Raw genomic sequence first — 20,001 nt, forward strand, 5'->3', positions numbered from 1 at the left:
CGGCGCTGCCCCCGTCGATCTGGTCCTACGTCGCGGGCGGCGCGGGCGACGAGCACACCCAGCGCGCCAACGTCGCGGCCTTCCGGCCGGCGCCGCCCGGCGCGACCTGTCCATCGAGCTGTACGGAATGCGGCTCCCCACCCCGCTCTTCCTGGCCCCGATCGGGGTGATCGGCCTGTGCGCCCAAGACGGCCACGGCGACCTCGCCACCGCACGGGCGGCTCCGCCGACCCCATGTGCGTCTGCCACCCCGACGACGCCCGCCGCGCCAAGGACGCCGGAGTCGTTGGCATCTACTGCTCCAACCAGGGCGGCCTGCCCGCCCTCGACGTCCTGCCCGAGGTGGTCGAGGCGGCGGACGGCCTGCCGGTGCTGTTCGACTCGGGCGTGCGGTCGGGCGCCGACGTGGTCAAGGCCCTGGCGCTGGGCGCGACCGCCGTGGGCGTCGGCCGCCCCTACGCCTACGGCCTGGCGCTCGGCGGCGCCGGCGGGATCGTCCACGTGCTCCGGACGATCCTCGCCGAGGCCGACCTGATCATGGCCGTCGACGGCTACCCGTCCGTCGCCGACCTGACCCCGCAGAGCCTCCGCCCGGTCCCGGCCGGGTCATGACCCCACCGCGACGGTGACCTTCCGCCACGGCGTCCACTCCGAGACGAGCGGAGCCTCCACCGCCTCCGCGCGCACCCGCCAGCGGATGTGCCAGCCGTCGGCCAGCAACCCTTCGGGCAGGGTGACCGCCGCCGGGCCGAGACCGGCCCAGATCTGCCCGGCGCCCTGCTCCGGCACGTCGGGGTCGTGCTCGACCTCGAAGCGGGCGCGCATGGTGAAGCCGTAGGGGTGGGAGACGAAGACCCGCAACGTCGGGGTGAGGCTCGACGTCACCGCCACCTCGCCCTTCTGCACCGACGGCCGGACGACCGGACCAGAAACCCGGGGAGGCGCCTCGTGCACCTCGCCGTACCGCCACCCGGTCCAGGCGCCGACGTACCCGTTCGCCGGGACGTGGTCGCGGCCCCGCCAGCGGATCTGCCAGCCCTGCTGGAGCAGCCCCTCGGGCACCCGTGCCGTCGCCGATTCGCCCGGGTCCGCCACGTCGGAGACGGCCGTCCAGATGAGGCCCGTGCCCTGGCCGGGCACCGCCGGGTCGTGCTCGATCTCGAACTCCGCCTGTACGCCGCCTCCGGTCAGCAGCGGCGTCAGCGAGGCGACCGTGGTGACGCCGTTCCACACGTGGACCGGCGCGATCGGCACGGTCCGCGTCACGACCACCAGGCCGGTGTCGACGGTGAGCGTCAGGACCGGCGGCGCGAGGTCGGCGCTCTCCGACGCCGCGAAGACCCAGTAGCCCTCGTCGACGTTCTCGTCGTCGCCCTCGACGGCCAGACCGTAGTTCTGCGCCCCGGCGCCCCACGCCCGCACGATGTCGGTGACCGGCCATTCGACGAAGGCGGGCGCGCTCTCGCAGTCGTGACCGGCGATCGCCGCGCCCTCGGGGGTCGTGGCGGGCGTGCTGGCCCAGTGCAGGTCGTCGGGGTTCCACGGGGTCGTCACCCGGCTGACCCGGACGCCCTCGTGGGCGCCGGGGTGGCACGCCGTCGCGGCGTCGACGGCCAGCCGCAACGTCGCCGAGGTGACGCGGCCCTCCACGGACGGCAGGACGAACCTCAGATAGGCCCGGCCTTCGGACCCGTCGGGGAAGTCGCCCACGTAGTGGCGCGCGGCGTCGGGCGGCGCCGGGGACCCCGGCCCGTTACTCGACGCCACGCCGACGTCGGCGAGCAGGGCGGCGTCGGCCGTGACGTCGGCGTAAGCGGCCGGGACGGCGGTGAGGCCGGTCGCCACCAGGGTGAGGGCGAGTAGGAGGGACGTGCGACACATCATCGGGCGCTCCTCGGGACGCGGAGCGGCCGTCGGTCGGGTGCGCCCCCGCAGGGCACCCGCCGACGGCCGCCGGAGATCACTGGTTCAGGTCGACGGTGAAGTAGCGCCACTCCGACTGCGCCGCGAACGGGCCGCCGTTCGCGCGGACCCGCCAGCGCAGCCGCCAGCCGTCGTGCAGCACGCCCTCGGGCACGGTGAGCTCCGTCTGCGTCCCCGAGGGGGAGTCGTCGAGCGGGGAGCCCGACCAGTGGTAGCCGGCGCCCTGGTCCGGTACGGCCGGATCGTGCTCGATCTCGAAGGCCACGTTCAGCGGGTCGACGAACGGGTGGCTCGCGGTGGCCCGGAAGGTGGGGGTGAGGGTCGTGGTCACCGTCACGCCGCCCGACTCCTGGGCCGGGGTCATCTCGGCCCCGGTGATCTCGGGCACGACGCTGGACAGGGTGGCCGGCTGCCACGGCGACCAGTCGGAGGTGGTGCCCGCCGTCACGTTGTGGGCGCGGACCCGGAAGCGGATGCGCCAGCCGTCCTGGAGCAGCCCTTCGGGGACGTCCGCTATCGGCTTGCCGCCGTTGGAGGTCTGGTTCGAGGTGGCGCTCCAGATCAGCCCGGTGCCCTGTTCGGGCACGGCGGGGTCGTGGTCGATCTGGAACTCGGCGGTCAGCCGGCCCCCGGCCGGATCGCGCACCTGCGTGTAGATGCGGGGCGTGGTCGAGGCGAGCCACAGGTGGTCGCCGTCCTGGTGGCTGCCGGTGACGTACACCTGCCCCGTGGACGGCGTGGAGGGCACCTCCATGGTGACCGACAGGACCGGGGCGGGACTGTTCTCGGAGGCCCCGAGGTACCAGACGCCGTCGTCGGTCGACTCGTTCGGAGACTGGAGCACGAAGCCGTGGTTCTCCGCCCCGGCCGCCCAGTCGTGGACGATGCCCGTGACCGGCCACTCCGTCTGCCCGGCGGCGGTCCCGCAGGGGAGGTCGGCGAGGGCGGTGACCGCGTTCTCCGGCACCGAGGCGGGCGTGTTGCCCCAGTGCAGGTAGTCGGCGGCCCAGGGTTCGGCGACCCGGCGCACCTCGATCCCCTCCCTGGCGGCCGGCCGGCAGGTCGGCGTCTTGACGACCGGGATCCGCAACGCGGCCGAAAGGATCACGCCCTGCGGCAGCGAGGACAGGTCGAACCGCAGGTAGCCCCGGTAGTCGGCGGCCGCCGACCCGCCGACGAGGAGGTACTGCGCGTCGGGCCGGGCGGGCGAGGCGTGGTTGTTCCCGGTGAACACGTGGACGTCGTCGACCACCCCGAGGGTCTTCACGACGACGAGGGCCGGGGGCGTTTCGGCCGCCGCCGGGGCCGGCGCGACGGCCGGTCCGGCCACCGCCAGGGCGGCGACGAGCAGGGAGAGTGCCCTCCTCCGCAGGAGGGATGGTGCAGACATCATCGGGCTCCTTGGGATGCGGAGATGATCTTTGGCATCGCGCAAGGACATTAACAAAATCCCCGAATAATCGAAATATTGACATTTCGAAGATGAAATCAGGAAGGACCGACAAACCCCGTCTTCGTCACCCCTTCAGCCGGGCGCCGAGCGACACCAGGGCGCCGGCCATCATCAGCGCCGCGTTCGCCTGGACCTCGTAACCGTCGAGGAACGCCGTACGCTCGACGACGATACGGTTGAAATGGTCGAAGAACCGGAGCGGAATCACGGGGTCGCCCGCGATGACCTGGTTCAGCATTCCGGTGAGACCTTCGAGAATGGCGACGACGCCGATCGACGCGATCAGTTTCCGCATTTATGAATCCTCCAGCCGGGAGGCCGCCGCCATCACGACGATCCCGAGAACGGCGAGAATGAGGTTCGCGAAGATCTCGTAACCCTGCAGCGCGTCGACGCGTTCGACGACGAAGCGGTTGAAGGCGTTCAGCACGATGCCGAAGAAAGGCTGCACCGCGATCTGGTCGATCGTCCCGCTGACGCCTTCGAGGACCATCAGAAATCCCAGCCCCTGCAAGAATTTACGCATGCCGCCAGCCTAAAGGGGGGTCCTCTCGGCGCGGATCGCCCATCGGGCTGACGCGATCCGCCGAAAGTCGGATCGGCGGGCCGTCGCCGGTCTTCGGCCGGCCGCGCTCATACTTTGGTCGCATCGCGGAGGGAAAATTTCGACTTCCGTCGACCGCCCCCATCCCGTCGGCCGATGAATACAAACGCATTCGGTCTCTAACGTGTGACAAATGCTGGGCACAATTCATCATTCACCGGAGCATGCTCGCGGCGACCATTCTGGTGAACATGCGAGGGAGTCGACTACGCGAAACGGTGACGGAACCTGCCCTGCCGGGCTTGGTCGACGACCGGATCTGCCCGCGCTGCGGCGAACCGCTCATCCATCCACGAGCAGCGTCGCCGGTTCCGCATGCGCGCGCAGCACCCCGATCACCCGCGGCAGCCGCTCGGTCGCATTCCCGGACGCCTCACGGTGCCGAGCCGACAGATCCGCCGCCATTTCCACGGGTGACGGGTCGGCTAAGCAGCGGTCGTCCAGGATCGGACGAGCGCATGGACGCGCCTCTCTCCAGCGGCCGAGCAGCCGGAATCCGGCCCGCGTCGACGCCGGCGGGAGAAGTCCGGCGAGTTCGTCGAACCGTATGAATTCGTGAGAGAACCGTAGGCTTCGCTGAGATGGAGACGCCCGGAGTGAGACGTTCGTCCCGGCGCACGCCGCGTGACTGGCTGGTCGACACGCTCCTGTTCCTGTTCGCCGCCGTGATCGGGGTCGTGACGGCCGCCGAGCGCCTAGGCATGCCCGAGCCGGTGACGCCTGCCGTGTTCGTGCTCGACCAGGTCGTCGGGGTGCTGGGCTGCGCGGCCCTGTGGTGGCGCAGGCGGTGGCCGGTCGAGCTGGCGCTGGCGCTGGTCGTGTTGTCGGCCTTCTTCGAGCTGGCCGGGGGCGCGACGCTGGTGGCGATGTTCACGGTGGCGGTGCACCGGTCGGTGCGCGCCACCATGACGATCTTCGGGCTGGGCCTCGTGACCGCGTTCGTGTTCGCGCTGGCCCGGCAGGGGCCCGGCGAGACCCGGGACACGCTGTTCCTGCTCGGGGTCTCGCTCCAGACGGCGGCCACCGGCTGGGGCCTGCTCGTCCACCACCGACGGCGGCTGCTGGAGACGCTGAAGGAGACCGCGGCCAGGGCCGAGGCCGAGGCGCAGCAGCGGGTGCGCGAGGCCCTCGCGCGGGAGATCCACGATGTGCTCGGTCACCGGCTCTCGCTGCTCAGCGTGCACGCGGGCGCGCTGGAGTTCAATCCGGACGCCTCCCCCGACGAGGTCTCCCGGGCGGCGACGGTGATCCGGCAGAGCGCCCATCAGGCGCTCCAGGATCTGCGCGAGGTCATCGGGGTGCTGCGCGCGCCCGTGGAGGAGCTCTCGCAGGGTTCGCTCGACCGGATCAAGGAGCTCGTCGCCGAGTCGCGGCGGGCGGGCATGACCGTCCGCCTGACCATGGACGTCGACGGCGCCGCCGTCCCCGGCCGGGCCGGGCACACCGGTTACCGCATCGTCCAGGAAGGGCTGACCAACGCCCGCAAGCACGCGCCCGGCGCGGAGGTCGCGGTCACGGTGGCGGGCACGCCGGGCGAGTGGCTGACCATCGAGGTCCGCAACGCCGTCACCGCCTCCCCCGGCGGCCCGCCCGGCCAGGGGCTGGAGGGGCTGGCCGAGCGGGTCCGGCCCATGGGCGGCCGGGTGACGTACGGCCCCGACGGCGACGCCTGGTCGTTGTCGGCGTGGCTACCCTGGCCTCCATGACCGCCGTGCTCATCGCCGACGACGACCCGCTGGTCCGCATGGGGCTGACCCTGATGTTCCGGGGCGCGCCCGATCTCACGGTCGTCGCCGAGGCCGGAGACGGGCGGGAGGCGGTGGAGCTGACCACCCGGCACCGTCCCGACGTCGTGCTGATGGACATCCGGATGCCGGTCATGGACGGCCTGACCGCCACCGAGGAGATCCGCTCGCGGCCGGGCGCGCCGGAGGTCATCGTCATGACCACCTTCGACGCCGACGACCACGTCCTGCGCGCGCTGCGCGCCGGGGCGGCCGGCTACCTGCTCAAGGACACCCCGCCGGCCGAGATCGTCGCCGCGGTGCGCCAGGTCCGGATGGGCAACCCGGTGCTCTCCCCCGCCGTGACGCGCCGCCTGCTCGCCCGGGTCACCGACTCGCGCGCCGACGAACGCCGCACCCGCGCCGGGGAGCGCCTGTCGGTGCTAGTCGGCCGCGAACGCGAGGTCGCCGTCGCGGTCGGCCGCGGCCTGTCGAACGCCGAGATCGGCGCCGAACTCCACATCAGCCTGGCCACGGTCAAGACCCACGTGTCGGCCGTCCTGACCAAGTGCGGCCTGAACAACCGCGTCCAGATCGCGCTGCTGGTCCACGAGGCCGGCCTCCTCGACGACTGAACCCGCTCCGGCCTGGGACACGGTGTTCCACTCCGATGAACGGCGGAGGAACGCCTGACCGGTGTGAGAACGATGAGGTTTGTGGCCGCCGTGCTGGCGGTCGTCGCGGCGCTGGCCGCGTTCACGCCCGAGCCGCAGTGGACGGGCGTCAAGTTCTGGGCCTGGGGGCTGAACTCCGGCGGCCAGTTCGGCGACGGCACCACCGACGGCAGTCCGGTCCCGACGCTGGTGGGCCGGTTGCCCGGCCGTCCGTATGGTTCGGTGCGCATCAGGCAGGTGGCGACCGGGGGCACGTTCAGCGCCGGGATCAACGACCGCGGCGTGGTCTACCTGTGGGGCGACCTGCCCGGCGTGGTCTCCTCGACGACCCCGCGCGAGGTCTACGGCCTGCCGTTCGTCAGCTCGTTGTCCGTGGGCGACCGGCATGTGCTGGCCGTGGACGCCGACGGGTCGGTCTGGGCGTGGGGCGACAACACCTACCGCCAGCTCGGCGACGGCACGACCGTCAGCCGGCCCACGCCGGTGAAGGTTCCCGGCCTGGCCGATGTGCGCAGCGTGTCGGCCGGATACCGGTACAGCCTGGCCGTCACGACCGACGGCTCCGTCTGGGCCTGGGGCCACAACGGGTTCGCCGAGCTCGGCGACGGCACCACGGTCAACCGCCCTGCCCCGGTCCGGCTCACGGGCGTCTCCGGCGTGCTGACCGCGCACGCCTCGCGCAGCGGCGTGCACTCGGCCGCGCTGAAGTCCGACGGCACGGTGTGGACGTGGGGCTCCAACGCCTCGGGCCAGCTCGGCATCGGGGCGGCCCCGAGGTCGTACGTGCCGGTGCAGGTGCCCGGCATCGCGAACGCGCAGATGGTGCTGCCCGGCGAGAAGTCGACGTTCGCCGTCGCCGGAGGCCACCTCTACGCCTGGGGCGACAACACCTCCGGCCGCCTCGGCGACGGCACCACCCTGCCCCGGCGCACCCCGGTCGTCACCCCGATCGCCGGCCTGACCTGGGCCGACCCCGGCACCGGCGGCACCTCGGCCGGCGTCACCGCCGACGGGAGGGTGCTGACCTGGGGCGACAACACCCACGGCGCGCTCGGCACCGGCTCGGCGGCCCCCTACGAGACCGCCGCGCACCCGGTCGCGGTGCTCACCTCGCGGGTGAGCACGATCTCGGTCGGCCGCTCGACCACCCTGGCCCTGGTCGGCAACCAGCCCGACCCGACGCCGACGAGCCCGCCGGCCACGGTGGCGGTGCCCGACGTGACGGGCCTGTTCGAGGACACCGCGATCACCCGGATCGCCGAGCACGGCCTGACACTCGGCTCGGTGACCCAGTGGGTCGACCGGTTGTGCAGTGAGGTCGGCCAGGTGACCGAGCAGGATCCGGCCCCCGGCGTCGTCGTGCCGCGCGGCCACGAGGTGAACATCACCGTCGCCGTCGCCCCGGCCGGGCCGTGTCCGTGAGCGCCCGGACGGCCCCGCCGCCCCGGAACGACCAGCGCCGCCCGAAGCCGCCGCCGAAGCCGAAGAACGTCGGCGGCGCCCGTTAGGTTGGCCCGGTGACGTCACCCCGAACCGTCGAAGAAGCCGTCCAGGCCGAGTCGTCCGGCCGGCCGCCGCGTTACCTGTTCTTCTGGGGCCACCGCCCGTCCCGCGACGGCGGGGTGGGCGCGGGCTGCCTGAGCCAGTGGTGGGAGGCCGAATTCACCGAAGACGGCCACGTCTTCCGCTCGGCCGAGCACTACATGATGGCCCACAAGGCGTGGTTGTTCGACGACGCCGAGACGGCCGCCGGGATCCTCGCGGCGGCCCACCCGGGCGAGGCCAAGAAGCTGGGCCGCCAGGTCCGCGGCTTCGACGACGCCGTCTGGACCGCCCACCGCTACGACATCGTGGTCCGGGGCAGCACCGCCAAGTTCGCCGCCCATGCCGACCTGCGCGCGTTCCTGCTCGGCACCCGCGACCGGGTGCTGGTCGAGGCCAGCCCCTACGACCGCGTCTGGGGCATCGGCCTGACCGCGAGCGACGAACGGGCCGCCTCGCCCACGACCTGGCGCGGCCTCAACCTGCTCGGCTTCGCCCTGATGGAGGCCCGGGATCGGCTGACGGAAGGGTGACCGTCATGGTCAGCCCGCCGCCCGGCGTCTCGTCGGGGGTGAGCGCGCCGCCCATCGCCTCGGCCAGCCCTCGCGACAGTGCGAGACCGAGCCCGACCCCCGAGTGGGTGTCGCGGTCGCCGAGGCGCTGGAACGGCTGGAAGACCTGGTCGTGGGCCTCGGGCGGGATGCCGGGGCCGCGGTCGACGACGCGGATCTCCACCTTGTTGTCGTGGGAGCTGGCCGTGACCAGCACGGAGTCGGGGCTGTAGCGCAGCGCGTTCGACACCAGGTTGGCCAGCACCCGTTCGAGCAGCGCCGGGTCGGCGGTCACCTCGGGCAGGTCGTCGGGCACGTCGATGCGCACCCGCAGGTCCTCGACCGCCCTGGGCAGCACCTCCGCCAGCGCGACCGGCTGGAGGGCCACGCCGAGCACCCCGGCCTGGAGCCGGCTCATGTCGAGGAGGTTCTCCACCAGCCGGGTCAGTTTCACCAGCGACTCGTCGGCGGTGGCGAGCAGTTCGGCCTGGTCGGCGGCTGACCACGTCACGTCGGTGCTGCGCAGGCCCTCGACCGCCGCCTTGGCCGAGGCGAGGGGGGTGCGCAGGTCGTGGCTGACGGCGGCGAGCAGGGCGGTGCGCATCCGGTCGGCCTCGGCCAGCGGTTTGGCCTGTTCCGCTTCGGCCTCCAGGCGGCGCTGGCGCAGCGCGACGGCCGTCTCGGCGGCGAACGCCTCCAGGACGCGGCGGTCGGAGGCGCCCAGCAGGCGGCCCCGCACCGCGAGCACCAGGTTCTCGTCGATCACCACGTCGGTGTCGGCGGCGCCGGGGCTGGTGCACGGCACCCCTCCGGAGGTGGCGACGATGCGCCACGCCTCGGGGTCGGCGCGGTCGTCGAGGGCGGGGGCGGTGGCGCGTTCGAGGAGGGTGACGGAGGTGAGGCCGTAGGTCTCGCGGAGGCGGGCCAGCAGGGAGGGCAGGGCCGCCTCGCCGCGCAGCACGTGGCCCGCCAGGGTCGACAGCACCTCGGCGTCGGCGCCCGCCATGGCGGCCTCGCGGGTGCGGCGGGCCGCCAGGTCGACCACCAGGCTCACCATGACGGCGACCAGGACGTACACGAAGAGAGCCAGCAGGTTCTGCGGGTCGGCGACGGTGATCTTGTCGACCGGCGGGGTGAAGAAGTAGTTCAGCAGCAGGAAGCCGACGACGGCGGCCGTGATCGCCGGCGACATGCCGCCGACCAGGGCGACCATCACGACCAGCAGCAGGAACAGCAGGATCTCGCTGGGCAGCGCGAGCAGGTCGCGCAGCGGGTAGACGACGGCGGTCAGCGCGGGCATGCCGATCAGCGCCGTCGCCCATCCGGCGAGGCGTCGGGTGCGGGTCAGCGCGGCCCGGGAGCCGGGCCGGGGCAGGCCCCTGCGGGCCTGCTGATGGGTGATCATGTGGACGTCGATCGAGCCCGACCGCGCGATCGTCTCGGCCCCGACCCCGCGGAAGAGGATCTGCGCCAGCCGCCCCCGCCGCGACGCGCCCAGCACCAGCTGGGTGGCGTTGACCCCGCGCGCGAAGTCGAGCAGCGCCCGGGGCACGTCGTCGCCGACGACCTGGTGGTAGGTCCCGCCGAGCGCCTCGACCAGGGCGCGCTGCCGGGCCAGGTTGACCGGGTCGCCGCCGACCAGCCCGTCGCCCTGGGTGACGTGCACGGCGAGCAGGTCGGCGCCCTTGGTCCAGGTGGTGACCCGGGCCGCGCGCCGGATCAGGGTGTCGCCCTCGGGCCCGCCGGTCAGGGCGACGACGACGCGTTCGCGCGCCTCCCACGTGGTGGCGATGCCGTGTTCGGCGCGGTAGCGGTCGAGCTGGTCGTCGACCCGTCCGGCCACCCAGAGCAGCGCCAGTTCGCGCAGCGCGGTCAGGTTGCCGACCCGGAAGTAGTTCGACAGCGCCGCGTCGACCTTCTCGGGCGCGTAGACGTTGCCGTGGGCCATGCGGCGGCGCAGCGCCTCGGGCGACATGTCGACCAGCTCGATCTGGTCGGCCCGGCGCACCACCTCGTCGGGCACCGTCTCCCGCTGCGGCACGCCGGTGATCTCCTCGACGACGTCGTTCAGCGATTCCAGGTGTTGCACGTTCACCGTCGTGACGACGTCGATGCCGGCGTCGAGCAGCTCCTCGACGTCCTGCCAGCGTTTGGCGTTGCGCGACCCCGGCACGTTGGTGTGCGCGAGCTCGTCGACCAGGGCGACCTTGGGGCGGCGGGCGAGCACGGCGTCGACGTCCATCTCGGTGAACAGCGTGCCCCGGTAGGGCAGCTCGCGGCGCGGCACCGCCTCCAGGCCGGTGAGCAGCGTGGCCGTCTTGGGGCGGCCGTGGGTCTCGACCAGGCCGACCACGACGTCGCGGCCGCGTTCGGCGGCGCGGCGGCCCTCGCCGAGCATGGCGAAGGTCTTGCCGACGCCCGGGGCCGCGCCCAGGTAGACGCGCAGGCGGCCCCGGGCCGTCATCGGTCCAGGTCCAGGTTCAGGGCCAGGACGTTGACGCCGGGTTCACCCATGAAGCCGATGGCGGGGACGTCGGTATGGCGGCGGACAAGGGCGCGGACCTCTTCGACCGGGCGGCCGCGTTCCCTCGCGACTCGGGCGGCCTGGAGGTCGGCGTACCTGACCGAGATGTGCGGGTCGAGGCCCGACCCGCTCGCGGTCACCGCGTCCGGCGGGACGGTCCACCGGGCGCCGCCCCTGATGGGCACGGTCCGCCCGGCCGCATAGCTCTGTCCCTTTTGGGCGCATTCGACGTTCACTCCCTGATATTCGGTCATGAAGGGCACCGCCGGGCACGGTTCGTTCACGCTGACCACCCGGCCCGGGAAGACCTTGAGCACCGCGCCGACCCCCGAGCCGGTGCAGAACGGCCGGGCGCCGCTCACCCCCTCCCGCTCCCCGACCCGCTTGGATCGGGCGCAGACCTGGGTGAGCAGGCTGGGTCTCCCCGGTACGTCGACCACGCTCTCCGGCCCGAGGTTGCTCGCCCCGGTGCGGAGCATGTCGTAGCCGGTGGCCGACGGGCGGCTCTGGAAGTAGCGGGGGCTCCCGGCGAAGTCCTGCGCGATCAGCCGGCTGCCCTTGGCGAGGAGCGAGCCGTCGGCCTTGTGCCGGAAGAACACCTGGGCCACGCCCAGGACGACGAGCGGGTAGAGGCCGCCCGCGACGACGGTCAGCACGAGGAGGGCGCGGACCGCCACGCCGAGCCGCCGGGTCACGACAACCCCGGCAGGTGGTGGATCAGCAGGTCGATCAGCTTGATCCCGGCGAACGGGGCCAGCACGCCGCCCAGTCCGTAGACGAGCAGGTTGCGGCTGAGCAGCGCCGACGCGTTCGCCGGACGGTAGGCGACGCCGCGCAGCGCGAGCGGGATCAGCGCCACGATGACCAGCGCGTTGAAGACCACCGCCGACAGGATCGCCGACTGCGGGGTGGCCAGGCGCATCACGTTCAGCGTGCCGAGGCCCGGATAGACGGCGGCGAAGACGGCCGGGATGATCGCGAAGTACTTGGCGATGTCGTTGGCGATGGAGAACGTGGTCAGCGCGCCCCGGGTGATGAGCAGCTGCTTGCCGATCTCGACGATCTCGATGAGCTTGGTCGGGTTGGAGTCGAGGTCGACCATGTTCCCGGCCTCCTTGGCGGCCGAGGTGCCGGTGTTCATGGCGACGCCGACGTCGGCCTGGGCCAGGGCGGGGGCGTCGTTGGTGCCGTCGCCGGTCATCGCGACCAGGCGGCCGCCGCGCTGCTCGCTCTTGATCAGGGCGAGCTTGTCTTCGGGGGTGGCCTCGGCGAGGAAGTCGTCCACGCCCGCCTCGTCGGCGATGGCCCTGGCGGTGAGGGGGTTGTCGCCGGTGATCATGACGGTCCTGATGCCCATGCGGCGCATCTCGTCGAAGCGTTCGCGCATGCCCTGTTTGACGACGTCCTTGAGGTGGATCACGCCGAGCACCCGGCCGCGTTCGGCCACCACGAGCGGGGTGCCGCCGCCGGCCGCGATGGCGTCGACCAGCGGGCCGATCTCGTCGGCGGGGTGGCCGCCAACGTCGCGCACCCATGTCATGACTGCGGTCGCGGCGCCCTTGCGGATCTGCCGGTCGCCGACGTCGACGCCGCTCATCCGGGTGCGGGCCGAGAACGGCACCCAGTGCGCCCCGGCGACCGGGCGTTCGCGCAGGCCGAAGTGCTCCTTGGCGTAGACGACGATCGAGCGGCCCTCGGGGGTGTCGTCGGCGAGGCTGGAGAGCTGCGCGGCCTCGGCGAGGTCGCGCAGGTCGACGCCCTCGGCGGCCTCGAAGGCGGCGGCCTGCCGGTTGCCGAGCGTGATGGTGCCGGTCTTGTCGAGCAGCAGGGTGGTGACGTCGCCGGCCGCCTCGACCGCCCGGCCGCTCATGGCCAGCACGTTGCGCCGCACCAGCCGGTCCATCCCGGCGATGCCGATGGCCGACAGCAGCGCCCCGATGGTGGTCGGGATCAGGCAGACCAGCAGCGCGACGAGCGTCACCCCGGTGACCCCGTCGGCCGTCAGGGCGGCCGAGTCGGGCACGCCGGGGTTGACGGCCTTGGAGTGGATCGCCATCGGCTGCATGGTGGCGGTGGCGACGAGGAAGACGACGGTCAGCGCGGCGAGCAGGATGTTCAGCGCGATCTCGTTGGGGGTCTTCTGCCGGTTCGCGCCCTCGACCAGGGCGATCATGCGGTCGACGAAGCTCTCCCCCGGCTTCTGGGTGATCCGGACGACGATCCGGTCGGACAGCACCTTGGTGCCGCCGGTGACGGCGCTGCGGTCGCCGCCCGACTCGCGGATGACCGGGGCCGACTCGCCGGTGATGGCCGACTCGTCGACGCTGGCGATGCCCTCGATCACGTCGCCGTCGCCCGGGATCACCTGGCCCGCCTCCACCACGACGACGTCGCCCGTCCGGGGCGCGACCGCGGGCCGGGCCGCGCGCAGCGACGCGGCCTGCGCCCGGCCCCGGTCTTCGGCGACCGACTCGGCCAGGTTGGCGAACAGCACGGTCAGCCAGAGCCACACGACGACCGCCCAGGCGAAGAAGCCGGGCGTCACGATGGCCAGGACGGTCGCGGCGACCGCGCCCACCTCGACGACGAACATAACCGGGTTGCGCCACATCGTCAGCGGGCTGAGCTTGGCCAGCGCGCCGAGGAGGGCGGTCATCCGCCGACGCCTTCGGCCAGCGGCCCGAGGGCCAGCGCGGGCAGGAAGGTCAGCGCCACCACGACGACCGTCACGCCGACGACCAGGCCGACGAACTGCGGCCGGTGGGTGGGCAGGGTGCCGGCCGACGACGGCACGGGCGTCTGCCGGGCCAGCGACCCGGCCAGGGCCAGCACGAACACGATCGGCACGAACCGGCCCACCAGCATGGCGACGCCGAGGGCGACGTCCCACCACGGGGTGCCGGTGGTCAGCCCGGCGAACGCCGACCCGTTGTTGTTGGCGGCGCTGGCGAAGGCGTAGAGGACCTCGGAGAGGCCGTGGGGGCCGGTGTTCAGCATCCCGGCGAGGCCCGCCCGGTTGGCCAGGGCCAGCGCCGTGCCGGTCAGCACCAGGACCGGGGTGACCAGGAAGTAGAGCGAGGCGAGCTTGATCTCCCGGGCGGCGATCTTCTTGCCGAGGTACTCGGGGGTGCGGCCGACCATCAGGCCCGCCACGAAGACGGTGATCACGGCCAGGATCAGCAGGCCGTAGAGGCCCGAGCCGACCCCGCCGGGGGCGACCTCGCCGAGCATCATGTTGACCATGGTCATCATCCCGCCGAGCGGGGTGAACGAGTCGTGCGCCGCGTTGACCGCGCCGGTCGAGGTCAGGGTCGTCGACGCGGCGAAGGTGGCGCTCTCGGACAACCCGAACCGGACCTCCTTGCCCTCCATGGCCATGCCGGCGGCCTGCGGGACGGTGGCGGCGGCGCGCAGCTCGAAGACGTTCGTCAGCACGACCGAGGCGACGGCGATGACCGCGACGACGGCGGCCAGGGCGTATCCCTGGCGGTTCTGGCCCACCATCCGGCCGAAGGCGCGCGGCAGCGCGACCGGGATGAGCAGCATCAGCAGGTTCGCCAGCCAGTTGGTCCAGCCGTTCGGGTTCTCCCACGGGTGCGCGGAGTTGGCGGCGTAGAACCCGCCGCCGTTGGTGCCGAGTTGTTTGACCGCCTCCTGGCTCGCGACCGGCCCGCCGGTCAGCGTGGTCGTGCCGCCCAGGGCGGCGGGCACCTCGTGGGGGCCGGCCAGGTTCTGCACCACGCCGCCCGCGACCAGCAGGACCGCGCCCGCGAAGGCGAGCGGGAGCAGGATCCGGTACGTCCCTCGGACCAGGTCGGCCCAGAAGTTGCCGATCGTGGTGCTGCCGCTGCGGGCGAACCCGCGCACCAGGGCCATCGCGACCGCGAGGCCGACGGCGGCCGACACGAAGTTCTGCACCGCCAGGCCGCTCATCTGGACGAGGTGCCCCATGGTGTTCTCCCCGGCGTAGGACTGCCAGTTCGTGTTGGTCACGAAGCTGACGGCCGTGTTCCAGGCCACGTGGTCGGTGACCGGCGGGAAGCCGAGGGACAGGAAGAGGTGGTTCTGGACGCGCTGGAAGACGTACAGGAACAGGATCGAGACCAGCGAGAAGGCCAGCACCGACCGCGCGTAGCCCGGCCACCGCTGCTCCCGGCGCGGCGCGACGCCGAGCAGGCGGTAGGTCAGCCGTTCGGCCCGGGTGTCGGAGGTGCCCGAGTAGACCCGGTGGATGTGGTCGCCCAGCGGCCGGTAGAGCAGCGCCAGCACGACGACCAGGGTGAGCGCGGTCACCGGAACCGCTCCGGGAACAGCAGCGCCACCACGACGTAGGCCGTCAGCACGACCGCGCCCACGAGCCCGATGAGGTTGACGGCGCTCACAACCGCTCGACCGCCTTCACCAGCAGGGCGAGCAGCACGAAGGACACGATCGTCAGCACGACGAGGATCAGGTCACCCCACATGGACGTGCGGCCTCCTCAGCGGATCGGGCTCGGCGAGCCGCAGCACCTCACGGGTCAGCGGCGGCACGTCGCCGCCGCCGAAGATCAGATAGCGGAGCATCGCGTTGATCGGGTTGCCCTCGGTCCAGTGGAAGTAGATGTTGGGCACCCGGCCGGTCCGGTCGCGCAGGTAGAGCAGCAGCGCGGCCAGCGCGTTGGACACCGTCGAGCTCTCCACGTTCAGCACCTTGTGCCCGAACCGCTCCTCGCCCCGCACGTAGAGCTCGGTCTCGAACTCCGAGGCGTCGTTGACGGTGACCTCGACGAACATCGCCTGCTCCGAGGTGCGCAGCCGGTGCATGAACCAGTTCTCGCGCAGCTTGTCGTTGTACTCGGCCTGGTCGCGGCGCTGCGGCTCGTTGGCGATGAGGTGCAGCTCCCCGGCGCAGCACTCGTTGACGAACTCCTCGGCCAGCGGGTCGAGCCGCACCCGCGTCACCCGCAGCTCGGTCGACCGCGTCGCCCGCGAGATCAGCGAGGTGACCACGATGGCCACGATGAAGAACGCGGCGATCTTGACGCCGTCGGGCCGCTCGATCACGTTGTCGACCAGCGTGTACGTCAGCACCGCGCTGATGATCCCGAAGGCCCACGCCGCTTTGCGCCGCCCCTTGGCCCGGGTCGACAGGCAGCTCGCGACGGCCGCCGACAACATCAGCACCAGCACGCCGGTGGCGTAGGCCCCGGCCTGCTGGTCGACGTCGGCGTCGAAGATGAAGGTGATCACGAAGGCGATGACGGTGAGGATCAGCACCAGCGGCCGGACCGCCGAGGTCCATTCGGGGGCCATGCCGTAGCGCGGCAGGAAACGGGGGACGAGGTTGATCAGCCCGGCCATCGCCGAGGCCCCGGCGAACCAGAGGATGGCGATGGTGCTGACGTCGTACAGGGTGCCGAACCAGTCGCCCAGATAGGCGTGCGCGAGGTAGGCGAGGGCCCGGCCGTTGGCGCTGCCGCCGGGCTGGAACTCGTGCGCGGGAATCAGCAGGGTCGTCACGAAGCTGCTAAGGATCAGGAACACGCTCATGATCAGGGCGGCCGCGGTGAGCATCTTGCGGGCCGACCTGATGCGCTGCGGGATGTCGCCCCTGATGACGGGCATCACCGCGACCCCGGTCTCGAAGCCCGACAGGCCCAGCGCCAGCCGGGGCATCACCAGCAGCGCCAGCCCGATCATGGCCAGCGGGGAGGCGTGCCGGGCCTCCAGCAGCCGGTCCCACTGGCCGAACACGGCCGGATTCGCCGCGACGTGCTCGATGGCGACCGCCACGACCACGGCGTTCAGCGCCAGGTAGAGCGCCACGAGCACGGTCGCCACCCCGACGGCCTCGGTGAAACCGGCCAGGAAGATCGCGCCGAGGGCGGCCAGCAGCACGAGCGTGACCGGGATCTCCTGGCCGTCGAGCCAGCGGGGCGCGAAGGGGTTCTCCAAGATGTGGGCGGTCGCGTCGGCCGCCGACAGGGTCATCGTGATGACGAAGTCGGTGGCGGCGAAGCCGAGCAGGCAGAGCACGAACAGCTTGCCCTGCCAGGCCGGGACCAGCCGCTCCAGCATCGCGATCGAGCCGGCGCCGTGGGGGCTCTCGCCGGCGACGTACCGGTAGACGGGCAGCGCCCCGAGCAGGGTGAGGGCCACCAGGAACAGGGTCGCGACGGGTGACAACGCGCCCGCCGCGAGGGCGGCGATGCCCGGCTGGTAGCCCAGGGTGGAGAAGTAGTCGACGCCGGTCAGGCACATGACCCGCCACCAGGCGTGCTTCTCCTCCGGCCCCTGTTCCAGGTGGCTGCGGTCGGCCGTGAGCCCGTTCAGGAGCCACTCCCGCAGGGCCACGGCACCCCCTCCTCATCTGTGGAGGGGGAGATTTCTCATGATCGCAGGTGGCCGTCGAAGAACCCGACGGGGGTGGCCTGTTCCCGCTGGGGCACGCCGTCGAGGCGCTGCCCGAGGGTCTGGGTGAAGGCCAGGAACGCCTCGAAGCGCATCAGGATCTGCAGGTCCTCGGTCGTGACGACGTGCACGAAGGTCAGGCCGTCGTCGAGCCGGTAGGACTGGTAGGTGATCTCGCCGGGCCTCTCCTTGGCGAGTTCGGCGAAGACGGCCTCCAGGAGGCGCACGTTCTCCTCGGCCTTCTCCTGGTCGGCGACGCGGTAGCGGATGATCTGGGTCGGCATGGCCGGACCCTATCGGGCGGAGTCACGAACGCCCCATTTCGCCGGAAACACTCCTCTTTCCAGGGGGCTTCCCGAGCGATCTTGGAAAAACTGTCGGCAGGACGTGACAGAGTGTCGTCATCCGAAAATCTGTTCGAAGGAGCTCGTATGCTCACGACCGACTACCTGCCGGGCGCCCCCTGCTGGATCGACCTCGGCTCGCCCGACGTCGACGCCTCGACCACGTTCTACGCCTCGGTGCTCGACTGGGGCTTCCAGTCGGCCGACCCCGACTCGGGCGGCTACGGCTTCTTCCTCCACGACCGCAAGGTCGTCGCCGCGGCCGGCCCGCTGACCGAGGAGAGCACCGGCTCGGCCTGGACCATCTACTTCGCCACCCCCGACGCCGACGAGGCCGTGGCCCGCGCCGAGAAGGCGGGCGGCACGATCAGGGTCGCCCCCTACGACGTGTTCGACCAGGGCCGCACCGCCGCCCTGACCGACCCGGCCGGGGCCGACTTCGCGATCTGGCAGGGCCGGGGCCGCAAGGGCCTCGACACCGTGACCGAGCCCGGCAGCCTGGGCTGGACCGAGCTCTACGTCGCCAGCCCGCCCGCCGTCGCGCCCTTCTACCAGGCGGCGCTCGACCACGAGTCGATCGAGGCCACCGTCGCCGGGGTCGGCTACACGACGATCCGGCTGCCCGGCGGCGACCGCCCGACGATCGGCGGCGTGATCACCCTCAACCCCGGCACCAAGCCGTTCTGGCTGCCCTACTTCGAGGTCAGAGACGTCGACGCGGCCGTCGAGGCGACCGTCTCCGAGGGCGGCACCATCCTCGACCCGCCCGTTTCCGTCGAGAGCGTGGGCCGGTTCGCGGTCCTGGCCGACCAGTTCGGCGCCCGCTTCGCCGTGATCACCAGCGGCTGAACCGGGCGATTTAACACAACGACCTCCCGTTTCACATCGTGGTTACAAACGGGCAATGGACTCGAAATGGCTTCTTGGCAATCTCGGCGTGGCGGCCAATCGACGTGGCCCGCCTCCGAGGAAGGGAAAGACGTTGGCGTTCAAGGCCGAGTACATCTGGATTGACGGCACTGAGCCGACCCCGAAGCTCCGGTCCAAGACCAAGGTGCTGGCGGACGGCGCCGAGCTCCCCACCTGGGGCTTCGACGGTTCGAGCACGAACCAGGCCGAGGGCCACGCCTCCGACTGCGTGCTCAAGCCGGTCTTCTCGTGTCCCGACCCCATCCGGGGCGGCGACAACGTGCTGGTGCTGTGTGAGGTCTACAACGTCGACGGCTCGATCCACCCGACCAACACCCGGGCGCTGCTGACCCCGATCGCCGAGCGTTACGCCGACCAGCAGTCGTGGTTCGGCATCGAGCAGGAGTACACCTTCTTCAAGGACGGCCGCCCCTACGGCTTCCCGGTCGGCGGCTACCCCGGCCCGCAGGGCCCCTACTACTGCGGCATCGGCGCCGACGAGGTCGTCGGCCGTGACATCGTCGAGGCCCACATGGACGCCTGCATCGAGGCGGGCCTGGCGATCTCCGGCATCAACGCCGAGGTCATGCCCGGCCAGTGGGAGTTCCAGATCGGCCCGGCCGGTCCCGTCGAGGTCTCCGACCACATGTGGATGGCCCGCTACCTGCTCTACCGGATCGCCGAAGACTACGGCGTGTCCGCCACGCTCGACGCCAAGCCCGCCAAGGGCGACTGGAACGGCGCCGGCGCCCACACCAACTTCTCCACCAAGGCCATGCGCGAGGGCTACGACGCGATCATCGCGGCCTGCGAGGCGCTCGGCGGCGAGGGCAAGGTCGAGGAGCACATCGCCGGCTACGGCTTCGGCATCGAGCAGCGCCTCACCGGCCACCACGAGACCGCGCCCTACAACGTCTACAGCTACGGCGTGTCCAACCGCGGCGCCTCGGTCCGCATCCCGTGGCAGGTCGAGGTCGACAAGAAGGGCTACATCGAAGACCGTCGCCCCAACGCCAACGCCGACCCCTACGTGGTCACCCGCCTGCTGGTGAACACCTGCTGCTCGGTCCTCGAGACCAAGGACCTGGTGTAACCGCACGGTCCCACCGCAGTCGCGGCTCCGGCCCCTTCGCGCCCTCGGCGCGGAGGGGCCGCGCCCGTTCCGGCGGTCCGTTACCCGGGAATCGGACGACACCGCCCCCCGGTGCGCACCGGCCCCTACGGAGGCGCGCAAGAATCATGCAGATGCTTACACGATTTGCATGACTATGCGTGGAATGCGACGGTGATGCACGTTAATGCTGGGCAGCGTTTCGGCCGTCGCTGTAAAGTCGCTGTGAGAAACCAGGCAAGTGATCATG

The 20,001-nt window shown here is 71.9% G+C and carries 18 protein-coding genes; 7 read left to right on the plus strand and 11 right to left on the minus strand.

Features of this window, described 5'->3' with window-relative positions:
- Nucleotides 1-177 precede the first annotated feature (177 nt).
- Entirely contained in the window at nucleotides 178-612 is a 435-nt protein-coding gene (locus tag AW274_RS38565; protein WP_232319947.1) for an alpha-hydroxy-acid oxidizing protein, read from the plus strand.
- Here the strand turns inward: AW274_RS38565 and AW274_RS02470 are convergent.
- From AW274_RS02470 to AW274_RS02485, 4 genes are all read right to left on the minus strand, one after another.
- Nucleotides 607-1,884: a DNRLRE domain-containing protein gene (locus AW274_RS02470; protein WP_062428897.1), complete on the minus strand. Its 1,278-nt coding sequence runs from the start codon at nucleotides 1,882-1,884 to the stop codon at nucleotides 607-609. The genes AW274_RS38565 and AW274_RS02470 overlap by 6 nt on opposite strands.
- A gap of 76 nt (nucleotides 1,885-1,960) precedes the next feature.
- Complete coding sequence (locus AW274_RS02475; protein WP_198168986.1) at nucleotides 1,961-3,313, minus strand: DNRLRE domain-containing protein; 1,353 nt, start codon at nucleotides 3,311-3,313, stop codon at nucleotides 1,961-1,963.
- A gap of 127 nt (nucleotides 3,314-3,440) precedes the next feature.
- Entirely contained in the window at nucleotides 3,441-3,671 is a 231-nt protein-coding gene (locus AW274_RS02480; RefSeq protein WP_062428901.1) for a hypothetical protein, read from the minus strand.
- Nucleotides 3,672-3,869, minus strand: a complete 198-nt coding sequence (locus AW274_RS02485) for a hypothetical protein (RefSeq protein WP_369408601.1) — start codon at nucleotides 3,867-3,869, stop codon at nucleotides 3,672-3,674.
- Nucleotides 3,870-4,576: 707 nt separating this feature from the next.
- On the opposite strand from AW274_RS02485, the gene AW274_RS02490 reads away from it, so the two are divergent.
- The 4 genes from AW274_RS02490 (at nucleotide 4,577) to ybiA (ending at nucleotide 8,453) form a co-directional block, all read left to right on the plus strand.
- Nucleotides 4,577-5,686 (plus strand): sensor histidine kinase, encoded by a 1,110-nt coding sequence (locus tag AW274_RS02490; protein WP_369408602.1) that lies wholly within the window; start codon nucleotides 4,577-4,579, stop codon nucleotides 5,684-5,686.
- Nucleotides 5,683-6,339 carry a response regulator gene (locus AW274_RS02495; protein WP_062428907.1) on the plus strand — a complete coding sequence of 219 codons (657 nt, stop codon included), beginning with the start codon at nucleotides 5,683-5,685 and terminating at the stop codon, nucleotides 6,337-6,339. The genes AW274_RS02490 and AW274_RS02495 overlap by 4 nt, the downstream gene beginning before the upstream one ends.
- A 72-nt stretch (nucleotides 6,340-6,411) precedes the next feature.
- Nucleotides 6,412-7,800 (plus strand): RCC1-like domain-containing protein, encoded by a 1,389-nt coding sequence (locus AW274_RS02500; protein WP_083973780.1) that lies wholly within the window; start codon nucleotides 6,412-6,414, stop codon nucleotides 7,798-7,800.
- A gap of 95 nt (nucleotides 7,801-7,895) precedes the next feature.
- On the plus strand, nucleotides 7,896-8,453 hold the full coding sequence (gene ybiA, locus AW274_RS02505; RefSeq protein ID WP_062428911.1) for a riboflavin biosynthesis intermediates N-glycosidase: 558 nt from the start codon (nucleotides 7,896-7,898) through the stop codon (nucleotides 8,451-8,453).
- On the opposite strand, the gene AW274_RS02510 is transcribed toward ybiA, so the two are convergent.
- The 7 genes from AW274_RS02510 to AW274_RS02540 all read right to left on the minus strand — a co-directional run bounded on the left by AW274_RS02510 (nucleotide 8,398) and on the right by AW274_RS02540 (nucleotide 17,671).
- Entirely contained in the window at nucleotides 8,398-10,935 is a 2,538-nt protein-coding gene (locus tag AW274_RS02510; protein ID WP_062428913.1) for a DUF4118 domain-containing protein, read from the minus strand. The two genes, ybiA and AW274_RS02510, sit on opposite strands and share 56 nt — an antisense overlap.
- Nucleotides 10,932-11,690 (minus strand): potassium-transporting ATPase subunit C, encoded by a 759-nt coding sequence (locus tag AW274_RS02515; RefSeq protein WP_062428915.1) that lies wholly within the window; start codon nucleotides 11,688-11,690, stop codon nucleotides 10,932-10,934. Before AW274_RS02515 ends, AW274_RS02510 begins: the two co-directional genes overlap by 4 nt.
- A complete protein-coding gene (gene kdpB / locus AW274_RS02520; protein WP_062428918.1) occupies nucleotides 11,687-13,651 on the minus strand; it encodes a potassium-transporting ATPase subunit KdpB in 1,965 nt (654 codons plus the stop codon). The genes AW274_RS02515 and kdpB overlap by 4 nt, the downstream gene beginning before the upstream one ends.
- Nucleotides 13,648-15,288 carry a potassium-transporting ATPase subunit KdpA gene (gene kdpA / locus AW274_RS02525; RefSeq protein ID WP_062428920.1) on the minus strand — a complete coding sequence of 547 codons (1,641 nt, stop codon included), beginning with the start codon at nucleotides 15,286-15,288 and terminating at the stop codon, nucleotides 13,648-13,650. Before kdpA ends, kdpB begins: the two co-directional genes overlap by 4 nt.
- Entirely contained in the window at nucleotides 15,285-15,377 is a 93-nt protein-coding gene (locus AW274_RS39965) for a potassium-transporting ATPase subunit F (protein ID WP_062428922.1), read from the minus strand. Before AW274_RS39965 ends, kdpA begins: the two co-directional genes overlap by 4 nt.
- 72 nt (nucleotides 15,378-15,449) lie before the next feature.
- Nucleotides 15,450-17,330, minus strand: coding sequence for an APC family permease (locus tag AW274_RS02535; protein WP_062428924.1), 1,881 nt, complete (start codon nucleotides 17,328-17,330; stop codon nucleotides 15,450-15,452).
- A gap of 35 nt (nucleotides 17,331-17,365) precedes the next feature.
- A complete protein-coding gene (locus AW274_RS02540) occupies nucleotides 17,366-17,671 on the minus strand; it encodes a hypothetical protein (protein WP_062428926.1) in 306 nt (101 codons plus the stop codon).
- 147 nt (nucleotides 17,672-17,818) lie between these two features.
- On the opposite strand from AW274_RS02540, the gene AW274_RS02545 reads away from it, so the two are divergent.
- Nucleotides 17,819-18,580, plus strand: a complete 762-nt coding sequence (locus AW274_RS02545) for a VOC family protein (RefSeq protein ID WP_062428928.1) — start codon at nucleotides 17,819-17,821, stop codon at nucleotides 18,578-18,580.
- 133 nt (nucleotides 18,581-18,713) lie between these two features.
- On the plus strand, nucleotides 18,714-19,733 hold the full coding sequence (gene glnII, locus AW274_RS02550; RefSeq protein ID WP_062428930.1) for a glutamine synthetase GlnII: 1,020 nt from the start codon (nucleotides 18,714-18,716) through the stop codon (nucleotides 19,731-19,733).
- The last annotated feature ends 268 nt before the right edge of the window (nucleotides 19,734-20,001 follow it).

It is taken from the genome of Herbidospora daliensis, assembly GCF_001570585.1.
GTDB classification, from domain to species: domain Bacteria; phylum Actinomycetota; class Actinomycetes; order Streptosporangiales; family Streptosporangiaceae; genus Herbidospora; species Herbidospora daliensis.